The following is a 21886-nucleotide window of genomic DNA, read 5'->3' on the forward strand; positions in this document are numbered from 1 at the left end:
TCCGCCGCCGGCGCGCCGATGGACGACTTTTTGGTCGCGATCGGACTGGTCTTCGTGATCGAGGGCCTGATTTTTGCGGCCTTTCCGTTGTCGGGCAAGAAGGCCGTGGCGGCGGTGCTGGAGACGCCGGATGCGACCCTGCGCATCGTCGGCATCGTTTCCGCGATTTTCGGGCTCGCGCTGGTGTGGCTGATGCGTGGATGACTGCCTTCGATCCGCCATCAACTCGCATTCTGTTGATGTGCGATTGACCCGCCGCGCCCTTGAAACCCCGGATTGACGGGGGCAGTGTCGTGGCCAACCGGATTCTGGAGATTTGCCCGATGGATGGCATTTTCGTTCGCAACGCATGGCGGGCGCGGCGCGCTGCTGCGGTGGCTGCGACCTGTGCGTGTCTCGTTCTGCCGCTCCTGGCGCAGCCGGCTGCGGCGCGCGGACCGGACGGCATCGCCGACGTCGCCGAGAACGTGATCGACGCGGTGGTCAACATCTCGACCAAGCAGAAGGTCAACGTCGCCAACGGCGAAATGCCGAAGCTGCCGCCCGGATCGCCGTTCAATGAGTTCTTCGAGGAGTTCTTCAAGAACCGCCGCGGTCCGAACGGCGGTCAGCAGGGCGAGGGCAATAACGAGCGTTCGCCGCGCCGGGTCAACTCGCTCGGCTCCGGTTTCATCATCGACGCCTCCGGCATCGTGGTGACCAACAATCACGTCATCGCCGACGCCGACGAGGTGAGCGTCATCCTCAACGACGGCAGCACGCTGAAGGCCGAGATCATCGGCCGCGACCAGAAGACCGATCTCGCGGTGCTCAAGGTGACGCCGGTGAAGCCGCTCAAGGCGGTGAAGTTCGGCGACAGCGACAAGCTGCGGCTCGGCGAGTGGGTGATCGCGATCGGCAACCCGTTCAGCCTCGGCGGCACGGTGACCGCCGGCATCGTCTCGGCGCGCAACCGCGACATCAACTCCGGTCCTTACGACAACTACATCCAGACCGATGCCGCCATCAACCGCGGCAACTCCGGCGGTCCGCTGTTCAATCTCGACGGCGAAGTGGTCGGCGTGAACACCGCGATCATCTCGCCGTCCGGCGGTTCGATCGGCATCGGCTTCGCCGTGCCCTCGAAGACCGTGGTGCCGGTGATCTCGCAGCTGCGCGAGTTCAAGGAAGTGCGGCGCGGCTGGCTCGGCGTGCGCATCCAGCAGGTCACCGACGAGATCGCCGAAAGCCTCAACATCAAGCCCGCGCGTGGCGCGCTGGTTGCCGGCATCGACGACAAGGGGCCGGCCAAGCCCGCCGGCATCGAGCCAGGCGACGTGATCGTTCAGTTCGACGGGCAGAACATCAAGGAAATGCGTGATCTGCCCCGCATCGTTGCCGACACGCCGGTCGGCAAGGCGGTTGATGTCACCATCATCCGCAAGGGCAAGGAAGAGAAGAAGTCCGTCACGCTCGGCCGTCTCGACGACACCGACAAGAAGCAGGCTTCGCTCACCAAGAAGGATGACGATCCGCCGGAAGCCAAAACCCCGGTGACCAAGATGCTCGGCCTCGGCCTTGCCGGGATGACCGACGATCTGCGCAAGCGCTACAAGATCAAGGACAAGGTGAAGGGCGTCGTCATCACCGAGATCGAGAACGGCTCGGCGGCGTCCGAAAAGCGGTTGCAGCCCGGCATGGTGATCGTGGAATTGCAGCAGCAGCCGGTGTCGACCGCCGCCGACTTCAAGGCCCGCGTCGACAAGCTGAAGAAGGACGGCAAGAAAGCCGCGGTGCTGCTCGTCTCCAACGCGGACGGCGACACGACGTTTGTGGCGCTCAGCCTGCAATAGCGCGCTCACCTAACTCCGCTCACCCCCGCGAAAGCGGGGGGCTATTTTTTCAGATGGATTCCCGTCGCAAGTCGGGTGTACCCGACTTGCGCATTTTTAAGACTGACATCGGGTATACCAGATGTCAGTGTGCGGGAATGAGCGGGGACGTGGAGATGTCGCGCTAGTCGCGGACAAACTCGTCTTTCCGATAGCCCTGAATGTAGAGCATCGCGGTCAGGTCGCCGTGGTCGATGCGGGCCGGGGCGCTCTCCGCGACCTTCGGCTTGGCGTGGAAGGCGACGCCGAGGCCGGCTTCCGCGATCATCGCGATGTCGTTGGCGCCGTCGCCGATCGCCATCGTCTCGGCGTTGTCGAGGCCGAACTGGCCGCGCAGCGCGATCAGCGCGGTGCGCTTCGCGTCGCGGCCGAAGATCGGCTCGGCCACCGTGCCTGAGAGCGTGCCGCCGGCGGTGTCGAGCCGGTTGGCGCGGTTCTCGTCGAAGCCGATCATGGCCGCGATCCGGTCGGTGAACAACGTGAAGCCGCCCGACACCAGGCAGGTGCGCGTGCCGTGCGCGCGCATGGTGGCGATGAGCGCGCGGCCGCCGGGCGTGAGCGTGATGCGCTCGCCGATCACGGTCTCGACGGTCGCGACGGGCAGTCCCTTCAAAAGCGCGACCCGCTCCCGCAGCGCTGGCTCAAAGGCGATCTCGCCGCGCATCGCCCGCTCGGTGATCGCGGCAACGTGGTCTTTCAACCCGACGAAATCGGCCAGTTCGTCGATGCATTCCTGTTCGATCATGGTGGAGTCCATGTCGGCAAGGAACAACCGCTTGCGGCGATTGGCCGCCGGCTGCACCACCGCGTCGATGCCGCCGCCCAGCGCCGCGCGCAATCGCCCGGCAAGGTTACTGTGCAGCGCGCTTTGGTCGGCGCCGTGCTCTGCGCTAAAGGGAATGTCGGCGGCTTCGTCCGGCGCCAGCCATTGCGGCGTACCGGCGCCGGGCAGTTCGGCGCGTGCGCGAGCGAGCGCGGCGTCGTCGAGCGCGCCGGGCTTAGCGATCAGGGTTGCGACAAGGGGTTGGGTTTGAGCCATCAGGTCAACGAGGTCCGCAGCGCCGTGCTTATCGCAGGGCCGACCGCGAGCGGCAAGTCGGCGCTGGCGCTCGCGCTGGCCGAGGCCTTCGATGGCGTCATCGTCAATGCCGACTCCATGCAGGTTTATCGCGACCTGCGCGTCATCACCGCGCGGCCTTCGCATGAGGACGAGGCGCGCGCGCCGCACCGGCTCTACGGTCACGTCGATGCGAGCGAGAACTACTCGGTCGGCCGCTGGTGCCGCGAGGTGGCCGAGACGCTCGCGGCGATCGCCGCGGAGGGCAAGACGCCCATTCTGGTCGGCGGCACCGGACTCTATTTCAAGGCACTGGCCACCGGTCTCGCGGCCGTGCCGCCGATCCCGCCGGAGATCCGCGAGGAGGTGCGCGGCCGTCTGGCGCGCGACGGCGTCGGGCCGCTCTATGCGGAATTGCTGACGCTCGATCCGCAGACCGCCTATCGCCTGATGCCGGCCGACCGCTCGCGCATCTCCCGCGCGCTCGAGGTCGTCAAGGCAACTGGCCGCTCGCTCGCCGACTGGCATCGCGAGGGCCTGCCGCCCATCCTCGATCCGGCGAAAACCGCGAAAGTGTTCCTCACCTGCGAGCGCGCCGAACTGGTGAAGCGCATCGAGGCGCGGTTCGGCGTCATGCTGGCCGAAGGCGCGCTCGACGAGGTGAGGGCGCTTCACGCCCGCGACCTCGACCCGACGCTGCCGGCGATGAAGGCGCACGGCGTGCCGTGGCTCATCCGGCATTTCCGCGGCGAGATCGATCTTTCCGCTGCCGCCGAAGGCGCCATCATGGACACCCGCCGCTACGCCAAACGGCAGCTCACCTGGTTCCGCAACCAGATGAAGGACTGGCCCTGGGCCGGGCCGGCGGAGGCCATTCCGGTGCTGGAGGAGCAGCTTGCGCGGCTTTCCGCGCAGGCGTAGGACGGGAGGTGCCGGCCGGCGGAATTGGCGCTTGACCGGCTCCGGGCGGGTCCTCTATAACCCGCGCAATGAAAATTCGAGTGGAAGCGATGTCGCGCAATAATATTATCGTACTTCGGGGGCGGGCGCCGGCCGGGCGGGTCTAGACGATCCGCAGGGAGCGTCCGCACATGGCCCCTCGCGGGCCTTTTTTTATGGCCCTGCGCATGGCCCCGAAAAGTGGGTACCGGTTTTCGGATCAGGCCATGCGCAAGGATAAAACGAGATGACCCCGGGGCACGACGAGAGAGCGAGCCAAGCGTAAGCAGGAACGAACGGAAGGACGAAGACCATGTCTACGGAAATGACCGGCGCCGAAATGGTGATCCAGGCGCTCGCCGATCAGGGCGTCGAACATCTGTTCGGCTATCCGGGCGGCGCGGTCCTGCCGATCTACGACGCGCTGTTCCAGCAGAAGAAGGTGAAGCACATCCTCGTGCGTCACGAGCAGGGCGCGGTGCATGCGGCGGAAGGCTATGCGCGCTCGACCGGCAAGGTTGGCTGCATCCTCGTCACCTCCGGCCCCGGCGCGACCAACGCGGTCACCGGCCTCACGGATGCGCTGATGGATTCCATTCCGCTCGTCTGCATCACCGGGCAAGTCCCCACACATTTGATCGGCAACGACGCCTTTCAGGAAGCCGACACTGTCGGCATCACCCGGCAGTGCACCAAGCACAACTACCTCGTGAAGCGCATCGAGGATCTGCCGCGCGTGCTGCACGAGGCGTTCCACATCGCCTCGACCGGACGTCCGGGCCCCGTCGTCATCGACATTCCGAAGGACATCCAGTTCACCAAGGGCGTCTATTCGAAGCCGAAGGACTTCCCGCATCGCGGCTACAAGCCCCGGCTCAAGGGCGACATGGACAAGATCCGCGAAGCGGTCGAGTTGATGGCTTCCGCCAAGCGGCCGGTGTTCTACACCGGCGGGGGCGTCATCAATTCCGGCCCGGCGGCGAGCGATCTCCTGCGTGAGATGGTCAAGCTCACCGGCTATCCCGTCACCTCGACGCTGATGGGCCTCGGCGCGGTGCCCTCGACCAGCCCGCAGTGGCTCGGCATGCTCGGCATGCACGGCACGCTCGAAGCCAACATGGTGATGCACGACTGCGACGTGATGATCTGCGTCGGCGCGCGCTTCGACGACCGCATCACCGGCCGGCTCGACGCCTTTGCGCCGCATTCGAAGAAAATCCACATCGACATCGACCCGTCCTCGATCAACAAGAACGTCAAGGTCGACATTCCGATCGTCGGCGACTGCGCCCATGTGCTGGAAGACATGGTCCGGCTGTGGCGCACGCAGGCCAAGCAGCCCGACAAGAAGGCGCTCGCCGACTGGTGGAAGCAGATCGAGAAGTGGCGGGCGCGCAAGTCGCTCGCCTACCGGCCGTCGAACGAGGTCATCAAGCCGCAATACGCCATCGAGCGGCTCTACGCGCTGACCAAGGACCGCGACACCTACATCACCACGGAAGTCGGCCAGCATCAGATGTGGGCGGCGCAGCTTTACGGCTTCGCCGAGCCGAACCGCTGGATGACCTCCGGCGGCCTCGGGACGATGGGTTACGGCCTGCCGTCCTCGGTCGGCGTGCAACTCGCGCATCCGAAATCGCTGGTCGTCGATATCGCGGGCGAGGCCTCGACGCTGATGAACATTCAGGAGCTGTCGACGGCGGTGCAGTATCGCCTGCCGATCAAGGTGTTCATCCTGAACAACCAGTACATGGGCATGGTGCGCCAGTGGCAGGAACTGCTGCATGGCGGCCGTTACGCGGAGAGCTATTCGGAGGCGTTGCCGGACTTCGTCAAGCTGGCCGAGGCCTATCACGCCCACGGCATCCGCTGCGAGAAACCGGGCGACCTCGATCACGCCATTCGCGAGATGATCGATATCGACAAGCCGGTGGTGTTCGACTGCGTGGTCGATCCGAAGGAAAACTGCTTCCCGATGATCCCGTCGGGCCGCGCGCACAATGAAATGATCCTGGGTGACGCCGCCGAAAGTCTCGACGAGGCGATCACCGAAGAAGGAAAGATGTTGGTCTGATGAACGCCCCCGCCGCGACCTCGCATTACCCCGCCGCGCCGACGGCGCAGAAGCTCGAAACCCACACCCTGTCGGTGCTGGTCGACAACGAGCCGGGCGTGCTCGCCCGCGTCATTGGCCTGTTTTCCGGCCGCGGCTACAATATCGAGTCGCTCACGGTGTCGGAGACCGAGCATCAGGCGCATCTGTCGCTTATTACCATCGTCACCACCGGCACACCGATGGTGATCGAGCAGATCAAGAACCAGCTCGACCGCCTCGTTCCCGTGCATCGCGTCGTCGACATGACGCTGACCGGCCGCGCCATTGAGCGCGAACTGGCGATGGTCAAGGTGCAGGGCAAGGGCGACAACCGCGTCGAGGCGCTGCGGCTGGCGGATGCCTTCCGCGCCCGCGTGATCGACGCCACCACCGAGAGCTTCGTGTTCGAGATCACCGGCAAGAGCGACAAGATCGAGCAGTTCGTCGAGCTGATGCTGCCGCTCGGGCTGGTCGAGGTGTCGCGCACCGGCATCGCCGCCATCATCCGCGGCCCGCAGGGGATGTAGCGCATGATCCTGACGATGCTGGCGCTGCCGTTCATCATCCTCGGCATTTTCATCAAGCCTTACGCGGCCGACGGCATGCGTTGCGTCGCCATCAATTTCGTCAGCAAGCAGCCGTTCTGCTTTCCGGCCGAGTCGCTGGGGCCGGAAATCATCCGCTACGGCGCGCTCGCCGTCGGCTTCGCCCTGATCTATGCCGGCCGCTGGCAGATCAGGCGGCAGCGCGGCGGCAACTGAGGCGTTGCCGGCCCACCGGCCGGGCCGCTACACGTCATCCGCATGGACCTCTTGCCCTCGCTGATCGTTTTCGCGCTCGCCACGTCGTGCACGCCGGGGCCGAACAACATCATGCTCACGGCGTCGGGCGTGAATTTCGGCTTCGCGCGGACCGGCGCGCACATGGCCGGCGTCGTGGTCGGCTTTGCCGTGTTGCAGGCGGCCTGCGCGGCCGGCCTCGGCGCGCTGGTCGCCGCCTATCCGGCGATCCACACGGCGATGCAGTTCGCCGGCGGCGTCTACATGCTGTGGCTCGCCTGGAAGGTCGCCAATGCCGGCCAGCCGAAGAAGGCGGAGGGCGGGGGCGGGCGGCCATTAACCTTCATCGAGGCCGCCGCGTTCCAGTGGGTCAACCCGAAGGGGTTGCTCACCTCGCTCGGCGCGGTGGCGCTGTTCGTGCGGCCGGCGACGGCGGTGTTCGATGCGGTCGTGATGGTGACGGTGTTCGCCGTGTCCACCACGCTCGCGGTGGTGGTGTGGACCGCGTTCGGTACGGTCGTTGCCCGTGCGCTGCGCAACCCGCTGCATGCCCGCATCTTCAACATCGTCATGGCGCTGCTGCTGGTTGCCAGCATCGTGCCGATGGTGATGTGAACGCCGCGCGCGGCGTCAGGGTGGCGCATCCGTCATCACGCGCGGCTATGAAACCCTGCGCTTAAGATTTTCGGAAAACTGGTTCCGCCGCAATTTTCCGTCGAATCTGTGATGCTTTGACGAATGCCCTCGTCAAAGGGCAACATGGTGACACATGGACGAGATGTGGTGGACCTATTTTCTGGTCGGCATGGCGGCGCAACTCGTCGACGGCGCGCTCGGCATGGCATTCGGCGTCACCGCGACGTCGCTGATGCTCAGCTTCGGCACGGCGCCCGCGGTTGCAAGCGCGCTCACCCACATCGCCGAGGTGTTCACCACCGGCGCTTCCGGCGTCTCGCATTACTTCAACCGCAATGTCGACTGGTCGCTGGTGCGCCGGCTCGCCGTTCCCGGCGTGATCGGCGGCATCGTCGGCGCGACGATCCTCTCGCATATCGACGGCAAGACCATCGCGCCATTCGTCGCCGGCTATCTCGTCATCATGGGGCTGGTCATTCTGGTGCGCGCGCTGCGTGGTCCGCCGTCCGGCGGCGCCGACGGCCGTGGCATGCCGGTCACCGGCTTTGCCGGCGGCTTGCTCGACGCCATCGGCGGCGGCGGGTGGGGCCCGATCGTCACCTCGACGCTGATCGGCACCGGCCATGTGCCGCGCTACGTCATCGGCTCGGTCAACCTGACCGAATTCTTCGTCACCGTGGCCACCACCACCACGTTTTTCGTGCTGCTGAAGCTCGCGGACCTTTCGGCGGTGATCCCGCTGGTGCTCGGCGGCCTCGTGGTCGCGCCGTTTGCCGGGTTTCTCACCCGCCTGATCCCGGCGCGGCCGATGATGATGCTGGTCGGCGCGCTGGTGCTGGTTCTGAGCGGCCGTACCCTTCTGAAAACGCTGGGATTCCTGTGAGGCGCGCGGGGCTTGCCCTGAACCGCGCAAGAACCTAGAAGCAGCGCGGACCAGCCGACGGCCCGGCAGCCGGAGCCGATTTTGGGGCTAAATCTAGGGGTTACTGATCATGCGTGTTTATTACGACCGGGACGCCGACCTGAACCTGATCAAGGGCAAGAAGGTCGCGATCGTCGGCTACGGCAGCCAGGGCCATGCTCACGCGCTCAATCTGCGCGATAGCGGCGTGAAGGATGTCGCGGTCGCGCTGCGCAAGGGCTCGGCCTCGGCGAAGAAAGCCGAAGGCGAAAAGTTCAAGGTGATGGACGTTGCCGAGGCCGCCAAGTGGGCCGACGTCGTGATGATGCTCACCCCGGACGAACTGCAGGGCGACATCTATCGCGATCACCTCGCCGCCAACATGAAGAACGGCGCGGCGCTTCTGTTCGCGCACGGCCTCAACGTGCACTTCAACTTGATCGAGCCGCGCGCCGACATCGACGTGCTGATGGTCGCGCCGAAGGGTCCGGGCCACACCGTGCGCGGCGAGTATCAGCGCGGCGCCGGCGTGCCGTGCCTCATTGCGATCCACAAGGACGCCTCGGGCAACGCGCATGACCTCGGCCTCAGCTACGCCTCCGCGATCGGCGGCGGCCGCGCCGGCATCATCGAGACGACCTTCAAGGAAGAATGCGAGACCGACCTGTTCGGCGAGCAGGCCGTGCTGTGCGGCGGCGTGGTCGAGCTGATGAAGGCGGGCTACGAGACGCTGTGCGAAGCCGGCTACGCGCCGGAGATGGCTTACTTCGAGTGCATCCACGAGATGAAGCTGATCGTCGACCTGATCTATCAGGGCGGCATCGCCAACATGAACTACTCGGTGTCGAACACCGCCGAATACGGCGAATACGTCACCGGTCCGCGCATCATCACGGCCGAAACCAAGGCGGAGATGAAGCGCGTGCTGGACGACATTCAGTCCGGCAAGTTCACCCGCGACTGGATGCTGGAGAACAAGGTCAACCAGACCTCGTTCAAGGCGACGCGCGCCAAGCTCGCCCAGCACTCGGTCGAGCAGGTCGGCGCCAAGCTGCGCGAGATGATGCCCTGGATCAAGCAGGGCGCGCTGGTCGACAAGAACAAGAACTGATCGGCCGCACACGGCAAGAGTTCGACGGGCCCGCCTTGCGCGGGCCCGTTTGCGTTGCGCCGTTATTTCCCGATCTCCCGCCACAGCCACCGCGCCGTATCCTCCGGCGAAGCGCCGGTTGCGGCGCGCAGGTTCGCGTCCCGCATTGTCTCGACGTCGATCTTGCCGACCAGCGGCCTCAATGCCTCGATCAGCTTGCGGTCGCTGGCGCTGCCGGGCGACACCATCAGGATCGCATCATAGGGTGGCAACGCCTGTTTCGGGTCGTCGAGCACGACCAGATCGAATTTGGCGATCAGTCCTTCGCTGGAGAAGGCCGAGATCACGTCCACTTCGCCGTCATGGGCGGCGGGATACATGAATTCCGCCTGCATCTGCCGCTGCGCCTTGAAATTCAGGCCATACGCGGCCTTCAGCGCCTTCCACTCCGGCCGCGCAAAGAATTCGTAGTCGCCGGCAATCGACAGCTGCGGCGCGTGGCGCGCGAGGTCGGCGATGGTGCGGATGCCGAGCGCCTCGGCGCGCTTCCGCGACATCGCCAGCGCATAGGCGTTTTCGAAGCCGAGGCTGCCGAGCATGGCGATGCCGTGCTTCTCCTTCAGCCACTCGCCCACTTCTTTCAGCACCTCGGCGCGCGGCTTCACGTCCTTGCGGCCCATGTGGTTCGCCCAGATCGTGCCGGTGTAATCGACATAGGCGTCGATCTCGTTCGAAGCGAGCGCGTTGAAGATCACGGTGGAGCCGAGGCCCTCGCGCCGCGACGCGGTGAGGCCCGAATCCCGAAGCCGCTGCTCCATCAGCGCGGCCAGCACATATTGCTCGGTGAAGGTCTTGGCGCCGATCGCGTAGGTCGACGAGGCCCGCGCGAGATGCGGCGCGAGCGCGGCGAGCACGATCAGCACAATCCCGCCGGCGCCGAGCGCCAGCGAGCGGTGATTGCGCTGTGCAACGCCGGTCTCCATCGCCGCGAGGCAGCGGTCGACGAACAGCGCCAGCGCCGCGGCCGCGAAACAGCCGAACAGCACGAACACCCAGTTCTGCGTCTGCAATCCGGCGAAGATGTAGTTGCCGAGGCTGGTCTGGCCGATCGGCGTCGACAGCGTCGCGGTGCCGATCACCCACACGGTCGCGGTCCTGATGCCGGCCATCACCACGGGCATGGCGATCGGCAAGTCCACCAGCCAGAAGGTCTTGCGTCTCGTCAGGCCGAGCGCGCGGGCGGCGTCGTGCACGCCGTCCGAGACGCCGGACAGGCCGGTGATGGTGTTGCGCAGCACCGGCAGCATCGAGTAGAGCGCCAGCGCCAGCACCGAGGGCAGGAAGCCGAGCGCGGAAAATTCAAAGCCGAGCAGGCTGCCGGTCAGCGCCGAGAGCGCCAGCAGCAGCGGGTAGAACAGGGTCAGCAGCGCGAGGCCGGGGACGGTCTGGATCACGCTCGCGGCGCCGAGCAGGGCGGCGCGCAGCCGCGGCCGCCGCAGCGCAAAAACCGCCAGCGGCAGGCTGATGCCGAGCCCGAGCGCCATCGCCACCATGCTCACCAGCACATGGCTGCCGAGATAGTCCGGCAGGCGCGCAAGCGCCTCGGCAAAGCGTGACTCGAGCATGGACTGCGATGATGCGGCGGATTGCATTCATGCGGCAACCCTTTACTTTGCCGCTTCCCGGCGACAGGCCGGGTGAGGGTTGCTCGCTGTGTCCGCCGCCGTCGCGTTGCAGAATGTCGATATTGCGTTTCGTCTCGCCGGCGGCGGGACCTATCGCGCCGTCAGCGAGGCGTCGCTGACGGTCGCCGACGGCGAGTTCGTCGCCATCGTCGGTCCCACCGGCTGCGGCAAATCCACCTTGCTGAACGTCGCCGCCGGGCTGCTGACGCCGTCGGCCGGCGGCGCGGAAATCTTCGGCGCGCCGCTTGCGGGCCTCAACCGTCAGGCCGGCTATCTGTTCCAGGCCGACGCGCTGTTTCCGTGGAAGACCGCGATCGAGAATGTCGCCATCGGCCTCGAGATCGTCGGCGCGCCGCAGGCCGATGCGCGCGCCCGCGCGCAGGACTGGCTCAACCGTGTCGGCCTCGGCGGCTTCGCCAACCGTTACCCGCACATGCTGTCGGGCGGCCAGCGCAAGCGTGTGGGCTTGGCGCAAGTGCTGATCCGCGATCCGAAGATTTTGCTGATGGACGAGCCGTTCGGCCCGCTCGACGCGCAGACGCGGCAGATCATGGGCAACCAGCTGCTCGATCTGTGGAGCGCCGACCGCAAGGCGGTGCTGTTCGTCACCCACGATCTCGAGGAAGCGATCGCGCTGTCCGATCGCGTCGTCATTATGTCGGCCGGCCCTGCCGCGCGCATCATCGGCGACTGGAAGGTGCCGCTGCCGCGCCCGCGCGACATCAGCGAGGTCAAGCTCAGTCCGGCGTTCCATGATCTGCACCGCGACATCTGGCACACCCTGAAAGCCGAAGTGCTCAAGGGCTACGCGCAAACGGGAGGCGGCTGATGTCCCGCGTGACGCTGCTGACGCTGCAGGTTCTCGTCGCGGTCGTGTTCGTGGCGGCATGGCATGTGTTCAGCACCTATCCGGTGTTCGGCTATATGGTGCTGCCGCCGTTCTTCTTCTCGAACCCGGTCGCCGTCGCCGAACAGGTGGTGAAATGGTTCGTCACCGGCGTGATCTGGAAGCATTTGTGGGTCACGCTGTGGGAGTCGATCCTCGCTTTCGTGATCGGCTCGGTCGGCGGCGTGCTGGTCGGCTTCTGGTTCGCGCGCCAGCCGCGCACCGCCGCGGTGTTCGATCCTTACGTCAAGATGGCCAACGCGCTGCCGCGCGTCGTGCTGGCGCCGATCTTCACGCTGTGGCTCGGCCTCGGCATCTGGTCGAAGGTCGCGCTCGGCGTCACGCTTGTCTTCTTCATCGTGTTCTTCAACGTCTATCAGGGCGTCAAGGAAGTCTCGCCCACGGTGCTCGCCAACGCCCGCATGCTCGGCATGTCCGAGCGGCAGCTGATGCGCCACGTCTACTGGCCCTCGGCGCTGTCGTGGATGTTCTCCTCGCTGCACACCTCGGTCGGCTTTGCCGTGGTGGGCGCGGTGGTGGGCGAGTATCTTGGCTCGGCGGCCGGCCTCGGCTACCTGATCCAGCAGGCCGAAGGCATTTTCGACGTCGCCGGGGTGTTCGCCGGCATGTTCGTGCTGGCCGCCTTCGTCATCGTGATCGACATGCTCGTCACCGTGGTCGAAAAGCGGCTGCTGGTGTGGCGGCCCGCCGCCGCGGATAACCGGCCCTAGTCAGGGGCGGAGGGCTTCAGTATCGTTCGCTCAAACCGGCCGGTGCAACGGCCGCAATTCTCGGCAGGTCGCCGCAAGGCGGCGAAATTGGGAGGTTTGTCATGCAGTCTCTGTTCCGGCGGTTCACGGTCGCGGCCGCCGCGCTCGTCCTCGGTGCGGGCCTGATCGGTTCGGCTCCGGCGCAGGCGCAGTCGAAGGTCACGCTCGCCATCGGCGGCGCATCGTGCCTGTGCTATCTGCCGACCATGCTTGCCCATCAGCTCGGCGAGTACAAAAAGGCCGGCGTCGATGTCGAGGTCGTCCAGTTCAAGGGCGGCTCGGAAGCGCTCAAGGCGGTGATGGGCGGCTCGGCCGACGTGGTGTCGGGCTATTTCGACCACTGCGTCAATCTCGCCGCCAAGGGGCAGCACCTCCAGGCCTTCGTGGTTTATGACCGCTTCCCCGGCTTCGCGCTCGTCGTGTCGCCGAAGGCGAACGACAAGATCAAGTCGGTGAAGGATCTCAAGGACAAGAAGATCGGCGTCTCGGCGCCGGGGTCCTCGACCGACTTCTTCCTGAAATACATCCTCTCCAAGAACGGCGTCGATCCGAACTCGGTCGGCGTCATCGGCGTCGGCCTCGGCGCCACCGCCATCGCGGCGATGGAGCAGGGCACCATCGACGCCGCCATCATGCTCGATCCGGCGGTGACGGTGCTTGCCGGCACCCACAAGGATCTGCGCATCCTCGTCGATACCCGTTCGCAGAAGGACACGCTGTCGGTGTTCGGCGGCGAATATCCGGGCGGTGCGCTCTATACCCGCGCAGACTGGATCGCCTCGCACGAGAAGGAAGTGCAGGCGATGACCAACGCGATCGTCGCCACGCTGAAGTGGATCCACAGCCATACGCCGGAAGAGATCGCCGACAAGATGCCGCCCGAGCTGGTCGGCAAGGACAAGGCGCTCTACGTCGCCGCGCTCAAAGCCACGCTGTCGATGTATTCGGAAACCGGCAAGATGGACCCGAAGGGCGCGCAGGCCGTGCTCGAGGTGTTCAGCCAGTCGGTGCCGGCGATCAAGAACGCCAAGATCGATCTGTCGAAGACCTATACCAACAAATACGTCGACGCCGCGCACAAGAAGTAAGCGCGCATTGCGTCATCGCTTGCGATCCGGTACGGCGGGGAAAATCCCCGCCGTATCTGTTAGTGTCGGTCGTCCATGAACCTTCTGTCCATCCAGTCGCACGTCGCCTACGGCCATGTCGGCAATTCCGCCGCGGTGTTTCCGCTGCAGCGGATCGGCGTCGAAGTCTGGCCGGTGCACACCGTCCAGTTCTCGAACCATCCCGGTTATGGCGACTGGGAAGGGCAGATCTTCGACCCCCATCTGATCCGCGATGTCGTCGAGGGCATTCAGGCCCGCAACGTGCTCGGCGAATGCGACGGCATCATTTCCGGCTATGTCGGCGTGCCGGAAACCGGCGCGGCGATTCTCGATGCCGTGGCGCTGGTGAAGTCCGCCAATCCCGCGGCGGCCTATTGCTGCGATCCGGTGATCGGCGACGCCGATGGCGGCGTCTATGTGCGCGAAGGCGTGCCGGACTTCATCAAGGCTCATGCGGTCCCGGCCGCTGACGTCGTCACGCCGAACCAGTTCGAGCTTGAATACCTGACCGGCAAGGAGACCCACACGCTGGCGCAGGCGTTCTCCGCGATCGATGTGCTGCACGACGCCGGGCCGCGCACCGTGCTCGTCACCTCGGTGCATATCGACGACACGCCCAAGGAATGTGTCGACCTTCTGGTGTCCGACGAGCTCGGCCGCTTCCGCCTGCGGACGCCGTTGCTGCCGCTCAAGGTCAACGGGGCCGGCGATCTGATCGCAGCCTTGTTCTTCGCGCATTACTTGCGGGAGGGCTCGGCCGGTGAGGCGCTTGGGCTTGCCGCATCGTCGGTCTATGGCGTGCTGGCGCGGATGACGGAGACAGGACAGCGTGAAATGCCGCTGGTCGCCTGCCAGAGCGAGTTCGTCAAACCGAGCGAAACGTTCAAGGTCAAGGCGCTCGGCTCGCCCGGCGTCCGGCGCAGGCTTTAGAGGATCTCGATGAGCGGCGGCGCGGACGCCGATGTGACGCGGATTGCCGGGCTGGAGCTGATCTACGCGCCGGTGCCGTGGCCCTATGCGGATGCGAACCGCGCCGCGATCGACGCCTATTTCGCGCGCCTCAAGGCCGCCAAGCCCGCGCTGTGGAACGGCCGCATCCTGCTCCTGCATCACTACGAGATCGTCGGCGATCTGTTCCGTGGCATGTTCCTCGAGACCGACTACGCGAGCCTGCGTTACTGGATCGGGCAGGCCCATCCGCCGGCCGCGATCTGGGATTGCTTCGCCGCCGCCGCGATCCGCGGCAGCGACGGCGGCTGGCTCACCGGAGTCATGGGCGCTCACACGGCCAATGCGGGGCAGGCCTATTTCCCCTGCGGCACGCCCGACCGCGACGACATCAGCGGCGATTGCGTCGATTTCGAGCGCAGCGTCGCCCGCGAACTGGCCGAGGAGACGGGTTTCGCGGTTGCGGATTTCGATGCCGAGCCGGGCTGGACGCTGGTGCGCACCGGTCCTCATGTCGTCGCGGTGAAGGTGTTGCATGCCCGCGCGACCGCCGCAGCGCTGCGCGAGCGCGTGCTTGCCAATCTTGCGCGCCAGCGCGATCCTGAGCTTGCGGATATCCGCATCGTTCATGGGCCTGCCGACCTCGATGCCGCAATGCCCCGCTTTGTGCATGCCTTCCTGATTGAGCGCTGGAAGCAGGAGTAAACCGCATGAAATTCTCCGAGATCGCCGGCCGCTTCCGCATCGACAAGCCGGAGAAGTTCACGCTCGCCGATCACGACGCCGGCGGCACCGCCGGTCTCGATATCGGCAAGAAAGATGCGAAGGATATGCTGGAGGGCAGCGTCAAGACGTTGTCCGAGCTTCAGGAGCGGCTTTACGCCGACGACCGCCGTTCGCTGCTGCTGATCTTTCAGGCGATGGACGCCGCCGGCAAGGACAGCGTCATCAAGCATGTGATGTCCGGCGTCAATCCGCAGGGCTGTCAGGTATTCTCCTTCAAGGCGCCGAGTGCGGAAGAGCTCGACCACGATTTTCTCTGGCGGATCGCGACGCGGTTGCCGGAGCGCGGCCGCATCGGCATCTTCAACCGCTCGCATTACGAAGAGGTGCTGGTGGTCCGCGTCCACCCCGAAATCCTCGATGCGCAGAAGCTGCCGTCCACGCTCGACCGCAAAAACATCTGGCCGCAACGCTTCGAGTCGATCCGCAACTTCGAGCGCCATGTCGCGGCGAGCGGCACCTGCATTCTGAAGTTCTTTCTCAACGTCTCGCCGGACGAGCAGCGCAAGCGCTTCCTCGACCGTCTCGAAGAGCCGGAAAAGTACTGGAAGTTTTCGACCGGCGACGTCGGCGAACGCGCGCGTTGGACCGAGTACATGGCGGCCTATCAGGACATGATCCGCGAAACCTCGCGGCCCGAGGCGCCCTGGTATGTGGTTCCCGCCGACCACAAATGGTTCACCCGGCTCGTCGTCGCCGCCGCCGTCATTGACGCGATGGAGCGGATGGATCTCAAGTTTCCGAAGGTCGACAAGGCTGCGCAGGGCCGGATGGAGGCCATCCGCAAGGCTTTGCAGGCCGAGAAGCCCGCCGAAAAGGCCGGCAAGGGCTGAACGCCATCGCTGCGGCCCGGCGGCCACAGGGGGTGCGCTGGATGCCCGGAAGCGGGGCAGAGGCCCTTGCCTCGCGGGCCGCGCTTCCGCTAAAACAGGGGCCTTCCCGGCAGGGTTAACGCGCGTTTAAGCGTCTTCTGCGACCTTTCGCCGGATGATGAGGATCGAAGGCAAAGTTCGAACGATGCACGCGGCGACCACCATCGCGACGTTCGACCCGGCGGCCAATCAGGTCATGCTGGGCGCCATCCTCATTCTGGGCTCGCTCCTTCTGCTTATCAGCCCCTGAGGGCCGGCTGGGCGTTCGCGCCTGGGCACTCAGGGGAGCGCACGACGAGCAACCCCATCGAGCGCCCATGAGCGGCGCATGACGTCAGAAGGAACGCAATCATGACAAGCCCGACCCAGTCCCGGAAGGACCGCGTCGTCATCTTCGACACCACCTTGCGCGACGGCGAGCAGTGCCCCGGCGCGACCATGACCCACGAAGAGAAGCTCGAGGTCGCGGAACTCCTCGACGACATGGGCGTCGATATCATCGAGGCCGGTTTTCCGATCGCCTCGGAAGGCGACTTCGCCGCCGTTCACGAGATCGCCAAGCGCTCCAAGAACGCGGTGATCTGCGGCCTCTCGCGCGCCGCCTTCAAGGACATCGACCGCTGCGCCGAGGCGATCAAGCCGGCCGCGCGCCGCCGTATCCATACGTTCCTGTCCACCTCGCCGGTGCACATGAAGTACAAGCTCCAGAAGGAGCCGCACGAAGTCTATGAGATGGTGATCGCGCAGGTCACCCGTGCGCGGGGCCACACCGACGACGTCGAGTGGTCGTCGGAGGACGGCACCCGCACCGAGATCGACTTCCTCTGCCGCTGCGTCGAGGGCGCGATCAAGGCCGGCGCGACGACGATCAACATCCCGGACACCGTCGGCTACACCACGCCTGAGGAGTATCTCAATCTCTTCAAGACCGTGCGCGAGCGCGTGCCGAATTCCGACAAGGCGGTGTTCTCCACGCATTGCCACAACGATCTCGGCATGGCGGTCGCCAATTCGCTCGCCGGCGTGATGGGCGGCGCGCGGCAGATCGAATGCACCATCAACGGCATCGGCGAGCGGGCGGGCAACGCCGCGCTCGAGGAAATCGTGATGGCGATCAAGACCCGCAGCGACGTATTGCCGTTCGACACCGGCATCGACGCGACGATGCTGACGCGCGCCTCGAAGCTCGTGTCGGCGGTCACCTCGTTCCCGGTGCAGTACAACAAGGCGATCGTCGGCCGGAACGCCTTCGCGCATGAGAGCGGCATCCATCAGGACGGCATGCTCAAGAACGCGCAGACCTACGAGATCATGACGCCGGAGTCGGTCGGCGTAAAACAGACCTCGCTGGTGATGGGCAAGCATTCCGGCCGCCACGCCTTCGTGCACAAGCTCGAGGAACTGGGCTACCAGTTGTCGTCCAATCAACTCGAGGACGCCTTCGTGCGCTTCAAGGCGCTGGCCGACCGCAAGAAGCAGGTCTACGACGAAGACATCGAGGCGCTGGTCGACGAGGAGATCGCGACCGCCCACGACCGCATCAAGGTGCTGTCGTTGACGGTCATCGCCGGCACGATGGGTCCGCAGACCGCGACCCTGTCGCTCGACATCGACGGCAAGCACGTCACCACGCAGTCGACCGGCAACGGTCCGGTGGACGCGATCTTCAACGCGATCCACGCCTTGGTGCCGCATGAGGCGAAGCTCGAGTTGTACCAGGTGCATGCCGTGACCGAGGGCACCGACGCGCAGGCCGAAGTTTCGGTCCGGCTCTCGCATGACGGCCGCTCGTTCACCGCCAAGGCGTCGGACCCCGACACGCTGGTCGCCTCCGCCAAGGCCTATCTCGGCGCGCTCAACCGGCTGTCGAGCCGGGCCGGCAAGGGCGAGGCCGGCCGCCGCATCCACTCGACCGACGTCGGCTAGGCCCCGGCCGCGATCCTGCCTACGAACATCGGTGCCGCGTTCCTGCCGGGAGCGCGGCACCGGCTTTTCGGCCGCCCTGCGGCAACAGGGCCGGTCAGGTGACGGGAATCCTTTCGGCAATCCGCGGTATCGACGCGGTCCGGCTGCGGCGCCGGCCCACCGCCCGGCTTGCTGGCAGCACCGTTTAATGCCACCTTGGCTCGCATAAATTCAGACAAAAGGCCGGTTACAGGCCTTGTGAGCGGAGGAGACTGTCTCAATGCGCAAGCTTTTCATGGCGGCCGCGGCCGTCGCGGCTCTGGCGATCGCTGCCCCGGCAGAGGCGCAGAGCCCGATCGTCATCAAGTTCAGCCACGTCGTGGCGCCCAACACGCCGAAGGGCAAGGGCGCGGAAAAATTCAAGGAACTGGCCGAAAAGGCCACCAACGGCAAAGTGAAGGTGGAGGTCTATCCGAACTCCACGCTTTACAAGGACAAGGAAGAGCTTGAGGCGCTCCAGCTCGGCGCCGTGCAGATGCTCGCCCCGTCCAACTCGAAATTCGGCCCGATGGGCATCAAGGACTTCGAGGTGTTCGACCTGCCGTTCCTGCTGCCGGACCTCGCCTCGCTGCGCAAGGTCACCGAAGGCCCGATCGGCAAGCGCATGCTCAAGCTGATGGAACCCAAGGGCATGATCGGCCTGGCCTACTGGGACAACGGCTTCAAGCAGATGAGCGCCAACAAGCCGCTGCGCGTGCCGGCCGACTACAAGGGCCTGAAGTTCCGCATCCAGTCGTCGAAGGTGCTGGAGGCGCAGTTCCGCGCGCTCGGCGCCATTCCGCAGGTGATGGCGTTCTCGGAAGTCTACCAGGCGCTGCAGACCGGCGTCGTGGACGGCCAGGAGAACACGCCGTCGAACATGTACACCCAGAAGATGCACGAAGTGCAGAAGTACACGACGCTCTCGAACCACGGCTATATCGGCTACGTGGTGGTCGTGAACAAGAAGTTCTGGGACGGCCTGCCGGCCGACATTCGCGGCCAGCTTGAAAAGGCCATGAAGGAAGCGACCGACTACACCAACCACATCTCCGCCCAGGAGAATGCGGATGCGCTCGCGGAGATGAAGAAGTCGGGCAAGACCGAATTCATCACGCTGAAGAAGGAAGAAGTCGCCGAGATGAAGAAGGCGCTCAATCCGCTCTATGACGACATGGCCAAGCGCGTCGGCAAGAAGCTGATCGACGAGGTTGTCGCCACCGTCGGCGGCGCGACGCACTGACAAGAAAAGGCAACGGGCTCCGGATCCGACGATCCGGGGCCCGTCAGGCTTTCGCGTGTGGGGGGATTTCTGATGGCGCCGTGGGGACTGGCGTCGCCGGCATCCGGCTGGCCGACGCCTCTGCAACGCGCGTGGAACGGGTGACACCATGCTGTTCCTGCGCATTCTCGACCGACTCGAAGAGATTCTGATCGCCTTCCTGATCGGCGCGGCGACGCTGGTGATCTTCGCCGCGGTGACGCAGCGTTATCTCGTCGGCTATCCGTTCTTCTACGACCTGCTTTACGACATCAATCTGACCTGGGCGCAGGAACTGTGCATCTACATGTTCGTGTGGATGGCGAAGTTCGGCGCCGCTTACGGCGTGCGCACCGGCATCCATGTCGGCGTCGACGTGCTGGTCAATTACCTGTCGCCCGACAAGCGCCGCTACGTCGTCCTGTTCAGCCTGTTCTGCGGCGCGCTGTTCACCTTCATCGTCGGCACGATGGGCGCCAAGTTCGTCATCGAGCTTTATCCGACCGGCCAGGTGTCGCCGGACATGGAAATTCCGCGCTGGTTCGTTTTCCTGTGCGTGCCGCTCGGCTCCTACCTGATGTGCTTCCGCTTCCTGCAGGTGGCATGGAACTTCTTTTGGACCAACCAGATGCCGCATCACGACGCGGGCCACGTCGACGGCATCGACGACTTCGACGCGCTTGAAACGCCGCCGAAGGAGCCGGCCCGATGAACTCCTTCATCATTTTCACGCTGCTGATCGGCCTGATGCTGACCGGCATGCCGGTCTCGATCGCGCTCGGCTTGACCGTGCTCACCTTCCTGTTCGTGATGACGAACGTGCCGACCGAGGCGGTGGCGCTCAAGCTCTTTACCGGCATCGAGAGCTTCGAGATCATGGCGGTGCCGTTCTTCATCTTGGCCGGCAACTTCCTGACCCACGGCGGCGTCGCGAAACGCATGATCCGCTTTGCGACCGCGATGGTCGGCCATTGGCATGGCGGCCTGGGCCTCGCCGGCGTGGTCGCCTGCGCGCTGTTTGCCGCGGTGTCCGGCTCCTCGCCGGCGACGGTCGTGGCGATCGGCTCGATCATCCTGCCGGCGATGGTGGCGCAGGGCTTTCCGAAGCGCTTCGGCGCCGGCGTCGTCGCCACCTCCGGTGCGCTCGGCATCCTGATCCCGCCTTCCATCGTCATGGTGCTCTATGCGGTCGCGACCGGCGGCGGCAGCGCCTTCGGCCCGAACGGCGAGAGAGTGCTGTCCGCTTCGGTCGGCCAGCTGTTCATGGCGGGTGTCGTGCCCGGCATCATGCTGGCAAGCCTGCTGTTCCTCACCACCTGGTATCGCGCGCGCAAGTTCAACTATCCGCGGATGCCGCGGGCGAGCTGGGGCGAGGCGTTCACAGCCTTCCGCAATTCGTTCTGGGGCCTGTCGCTGATCTTCGTGGTGATGGGGGGCATCTATTCCGGCATCTTCACGCCGACGGAAGCCGCCGCCATCAGCGCCGTCTATGCCTTCGTGATCGCCGTGTTCATCTACGGCGACATGGGGCTGCGCGACGTGCCGAAGGTGCTGCTCGCCTCGGCGAACATGAGCGCGATGATCCTCTACATCATCACCAACGCGGTCCTGTTCTCGTTCCTGATGACCAGCGAGCAGATCCCGCAGGCGATCATCGGCTGGGTGACCGAGCTCGGCATCGGCTGGATCGGCTTCCTGCTGTTCGTCAACATCCTGCTGCTGCTTGCCGGCAACTTCATGGAGCCGTCATCGATCGTGCTGATCACCGCGCCGATCCTGTTTCCGGTTGCGGCCAAGCTCGGCATCGATCCGGTGCATCTCGGCATCCTGATGGTGGTGAACATGGAGGTCGGCATGTGCCATCCGCCGGTCGGCCTCAACCTCTATGTCGCCTCCGGCATCGCCAAGATGGGCATCACGGAACTCACCATCGCGGTGCTGCCGTGGCTGCTCACCATGCTCGGCTTCCTGGCTCTCGTCACCTATGTGCCGGAGATTTCGCTCTGGCTGCCGCGCGTGCTCGGCATGATGTAGCGGCGCGCGTCGCTCGCGAATTGCAACACGGCCGCGGACACATTGTTCGCGGCCGTTTTCGTTGCGCCGTCGTGCATGATGAATGGAAGATGAACCGTGTTCGGTAGCATGAACGCGCGGTCATCAAGGTTACATCTTGGAAACCTGTCCAAGCTTTAATTTGCGCACCGTTTTCCCGCCTATTTGTCCGGCTCTACTGCGATCATCGAATGTACCCCAGGAGGAT

The 21886-nt window shown here is 65.2% G+C and carries 22 protein-coding genes; 20 read left to right on the forward strand and 2 right to left on the reverse strand.

The genetic code is table 11. The features are described from left to right. The first annotated feature begins 18 nt into the window (after window positions 1-18). Both AB7F10_RS02165 and AB7F10_RS02170 read left to right on the forward strand, forming a co-directional pair. A complete protein-coding gene (locus AB7F10_RS02165; protein WP_428557916.1) occupies window positions 19-204 on the forward strand; it encodes a DUF2065 domain-containing protein in 186 nt (61 codons plus the stop codon). Between the two features lie 119 nt (window positions 205-323). Next, complete coding sequence (locus tag AB7F10_RS02170) at window positions 324-1832, forward strand: DegQ family serine endoprotease (RefSeq protein ID WP_428557915.1); 1509 nt, start codon at window positions 324-326, stop codon at window positions 1830-1832. Window positions 1833-1995: 163 nt separating this feature from the next. Here AB7F10_RS02170 and serB read toward each other — a convergent pair whose 3' ends face one another. Then, complete coding sequence (gene serB, locus AB7F10_RS02175) at window positions 1996-2910, reverse strand: phosphoserine phosphatase SerB (RefSeq protein ID WP_428557913.1); 915 nt, start codon at window positions 2908-2910, stop codon at window positions 1996-1998. On the opposite strand from serB, the gene miaA reads away from it, so the two are divergent. The 7 genes from miaA (at window position 2902) to ilvC (ending at window position 9389) form a co-directional block, all read left to right on the forward strand. Then, window positions 2902-3849, forward strand: a complete 948-nt coding sequence (gene miaA, locus AB7F10_RS02180; protein ID WP_428557912.1) for a tRNA (adenosine(37)-N6)-dimethylallyltransferase MiaA — start codon at window positions 2902-2904, stop codon at window positions 3847-3849. The two genes, serB and miaA, sit on opposite strands and share 9 nt — an antisense overlap. Window positions 3850-4180: 331 nt before the next feature. Further along, a complete protein-coding gene (locus AB7F10_RS02185; RefSeq protein ID WP_428557911.1) occupies window positions 4181-5941 on the forward strand; it encodes an acetolactate synthase 3 large subunit in 1761 nt (586 codons plus the stop codon). Continuing rightward, window positions 5941-6489, forward strand: a complete 549-nt coding sequence (ilvN, locus tag AB7F10_RS02190; protein ID WP_428557910.1) for an acetolactate synthase small subunit — start codon at window positions 5941-5943, stop codon at window positions 6487-6489. Before AB7F10_RS02185 ends, ilvN begins: the two co-directional genes overlap by 1 nt. Before the next feature lie 3 nt (window positions 6490-6492). Further along, window positions 6493-6723, forward strand: a complete 231-nt coding sequence (locus AB7F10_RS02195) for a hypothetical protein (RefSeq protein WP_428557909.1) — start codon at window positions 6493-6495, stop codon at window positions 6721-6723. Window positions 6724-6765: 42 nt separating this feature from the next. Further along, a complete protein-coding gene (locus AB7F10_RS02200; RefSeq protein WP_428557908.1) occupies window positions 6766-7356 on the forward strand; it encodes a LysE family translocator in 591 nt (196 codons plus the stop codon). Window positions 7357-7510: 154 nt separating this feature from the next. Further along, on the forward strand, window positions 7511-8260 hold the full coding sequence (locus AB7F10_RS02205; RefSeq protein WP_428557906.1) for a sulfite exporter TauE/SafE family protein: 750 nt from the start codon (window positions 7511-7513) through the stop codon (window positions 8258-8260). 109 nt (window positions 8261-8369) lie between these two features. Further along, window positions 8370-9389 carry a ketol-acid reductoisomerase gene (gene ilvC / locus AB7F10_RS02210; RefSeq protein ID WP_428557905.1) on the forward strand — a complete coding sequence of 340 codons (1020 nt, stop codon included), beginning with the start codon at window positions 8370-8372 and terminating at the stop codon, window positions 9387-9389. Between the two features lie 62 nt (window positions 9390-9451). Here the strand turns inward: ilvC and AB7F10_RS02215 are convergent, their stop codons facing one another. Beyond that, entirely contained in the window at window positions 9452-10993 is a 1542-nt protein-coding gene (locus tag AB7F10_RS02215) for an ABC transporter permease/substrate-binding protein (protein WP_428557904.1), read from the reverse strand. Window positions 10994-11072: 79 nt separating this feature from the next. Between AB7F10_RS02215 and AB7F10_RS02220 the strand changes: the two genes are divergently transcribed. From AB7F10_RS02220 to AB7F10_RS02270, 11 genes are all read left to right on the forward strand, one after another. Then, window positions 11073-11882: an ABC transporter ATP-binding protein gene (locus tag AB7F10_RS02220; RefSeq protein WP_428557903.1), complete on the forward strand. Its 810-nt coding sequence runs from the start codon at window positions 11073-11075 to the stop codon at window positions 11880-11882. Further along, window positions 11882-12670, forward strand: a complete 789-nt coding sequence (locus AB7F10_RS02225) for an ABC transporter permease (RefSeq protein ID WP_428557902.1) — start codon at window positions 11882-11884, stop codon at window positions 12668-12670. Before AB7F10_RS02220 ends, AB7F10_RS02225 begins: the two co-directional genes overlap by 1 nt. 101 nt (window positions 12671-12771) lie before the next feature. After that, window positions 12772-13797, forward strand: coding sequence for an ABC transporter substrate-binding protein (locus AB7F10_RS02230; protein ID WP_428557901.1), 1026 nt, complete (start codon window positions 12772-12774; stop codon window positions 13795-13797). A gap of 75 nt (window positions 13798-13872) precedes the next feature. Then, complete coding sequence (gene pdxY, locus AB7F10_RS02235) at window positions 13873-14748, forward strand: pyridoxal kinase PdxY (protein WP_428557900.1); 876 nt, start codon at window positions 13873-13875, stop codon at window positions 14746-14748. Between the two features lie 9 nt (window positions 14749-14757). Continuing rightward, complete coding sequence (locus AB7F10_RS02240) at window positions 14758-15471, forward strand: NUDIX hydrolase (protein ID WP_428557899.1); 714 nt, start codon at window positions 14758-14760, stop codon at window positions 15469-15471. 5 nt (window positions 15472-15476) lie between these two features. Beyond that, window positions 15477-16382 (forward strand): polyphosphate kinase 2 family protein, encoded by a 906-nt coding sequence (locus AB7F10_RS02245; RefSeq protein WP_428557898.1) that lies wholly within the window; start codon window positions 15477-15479, stop codon window positions 16380-16382. A gap of 154 nt (window positions 16383-16536) precedes the next feature. Further along, window positions 16537-16671: a hypothetical protein gene (locus AB7F10_RS02250; protein WP_428557897.1), complete on the forward strand. Its 135-nt coding sequence runs from the start codon at window positions 16537-16539 to the stop codon at window positions 16669-16671. A 101-nt stretch (window positions 16672-16772) separates the two neighbouring features. Then, on the forward strand, window positions 16773-18347 hold the full coding sequence (locus AB7F10_RS02255) for a 2-isopropylmalate synthase (protein ID WP_428557896.1): 1575 nt from the start codon (window positions 16773-16775) through the stop codon (window positions 18345-18347). A gap of 259 nt (window positions 18348-18606) precedes the next feature. Next, window positions 18607-19608, forward strand: a complete 1002-nt coding sequence (locus AB7F10_RS02260; RefSeq protein WP_428557895.1) for a TRAP transporter substrate-binding protein — start codon at window positions 18607-18609, stop codon at window positions 19606-19608. 151 nt (window positions 19609-19759) lie between these two features. Continuing rightward, window positions 19760-20338 carry a TRAP transporter small permease gene (locus tag AB7F10_RS02265; RefSeq protein WP_428558402.1) on the forward strand — a complete coding sequence of 193 codons (579 nt, stop codon included), beginning with the start codon at window positions 19760-19762 and terminating at the stop codon, window positions 20336-20338. Next, complete coding sequence (locus AB7F10_RS02270) at window positions 20335-21660, forward strand: TRAP transporter large permease (RefSeq protein ID WP_428557894.1); 1326 nt, start codon at window positions 20335-20337, stop codon at window positions 21658-21660. The genes AB7F10_RS02265 and AB7F10_RS02270 overlap by 4 nt, the downstream gene beginning before the upstream one ends. Window positions 21661-21886: the final 226 nt, after the last annotated feature.

The organism is Pseudolabrys sp. (assembly GCF_050250095.1).
In the GTDB taxonomy this organism is placed as follows: domain Bacteria; phylum Pseudomonadota; class Alphaproteobacteria; order Rhizobiales; family Xanthobacteraceae; genus Pseudolabrys.

Bases quoted from the DNA above. Each gene is read 5' to 3' on its own strand.
- AB7F10_RS02165 (WP_428557916.1), top strand. From the start codon at position 19: ATGGACGACTTTTTGGTCGCGATCGGACTGGTCTTCGTGATCGAGGGC.
- AB7F10_RS02170 (WP_428557915.1), top strand. From the start codon at position 324: ATGGATGGCATTTTCGTTCGCAACGCATGGCGGGCGCGGCGCGCTGCT.
- serB (WP_428557913.1), bottom strand. From the start codon at position 2,910: ATGGCTCAAACCCAACCCCTTGTCGCAACCCTGATCGCTAAGCCCGGC.
- AB7F10_RS02185 (WP_428557911.1), top strand. From the start codon at position 4,181: ATGTCTACGGAAATGACCGGCGCCGAAATGGTGATCCAGGCGCTCGCC.
- ilvN (WP_428557910.1), top strand. From the start codon at position 5,941: ATGAACGCCCCCGCCGCGACCTCGCATTACCCCGCCGCGCCGACGGCG.
- AB7F10_RS02195 (WP_428557909.1), top strand. From the start codon at position 6,493: ATGATCCTGACGATGCTGGCGCTGCCGTTCATCATCCTCGGCATTTTC.
- AB7F10_RS02200 (WP_428557908.1), top strand. From the start codon at position 6,766: ATGGACCTCTTGCCCTCGCTGATCGTTTTCGCGCTCGCCACGTCGTGC.
- AB7F10_RS02205 (WP_428557906.1), top strand. From the start codon at position 7,511: ATGGACGAGATGTGGTGGACCTATTTTCTGGTCGGCATGGCGGCGCAA.
- ilvC (WP_428557905.1), top strand. From the start codon at position 8,370: ATGCGTGTTTATTACGACCGGGACGCCGACCTGAACCTGATCAAGGGC.
- AB7F10_RS02215 (WP_428557904.1), bottom strand. From the start codon at position 10,993: ATGCTCGAGTCACGCTTTGCCGAGGCGCTTGCGCGCCTGCCGGACTAT.
- AB7F10_RS02225 (WP_428557902.1), top strand. From the start codon at position 11,882: ATGTCCCGCGTGACGCTGCTGACGCTGCAGGTTCTCGTCGCGGTCGTG.
- AB7F10_RS02230 (WP_428557901.1), top strand. From the start codon at position 12,772: ATGCAGTCTCTGTTCCGGCGGTTCACGGTCGCGGCCGCCGCGCTCGTC.
- pdxY (WP_428557900.1), top strand. From the start codon at position 13,873: ATGAACCTTCTGTCCATCCAGTCGCACGTCGCCTACGGCCATGTCGGC.
- AB7F10_RS02240 (WP_428557899.1), top strand. From the start codon at position 14,758: ATGAGCGGCGGCGCGGACGCCGATGTGACGCGGATTGCCGGGCTGGAG.
- AB7F10_RS02245 (WP_428557898.1), top strand. From the start codon at position 15,477: ATGAAATTCTCCGAGATCGCCGGCCGCTTCCGCATCGACAAGCCGGAG.
- AB7F10_RS02250 (WP_428557897.1), top strand. From the start codon at position 16,537: ATGATGAGGATCGAAGGCAAAGTTCGAACGATGCACGCGGCGACCACC.
- AB7F10_RS02255 (WP_428557896.1), top strand. From the start codon at position 16,773: ATGACAAGCCCGACCCAGTCCCGGAAGGACCGCGTCGTCATCTTCGAC.
- AB7F10_RS02260 (WP_428557895.1), top strand. From the start codon at position 18,607: ATGCGCAAGCTTTTCATGGCGGCCGCGGCCGTCGCGGCTCTGGCGATC.
- AB7F10_RS02270 (WP_428557894.1), top strand. From the start codon at position 20,335: ATGAACTCCTTCATCATTTTCACGCTGCTGATCGGCCTGATGCTGACC.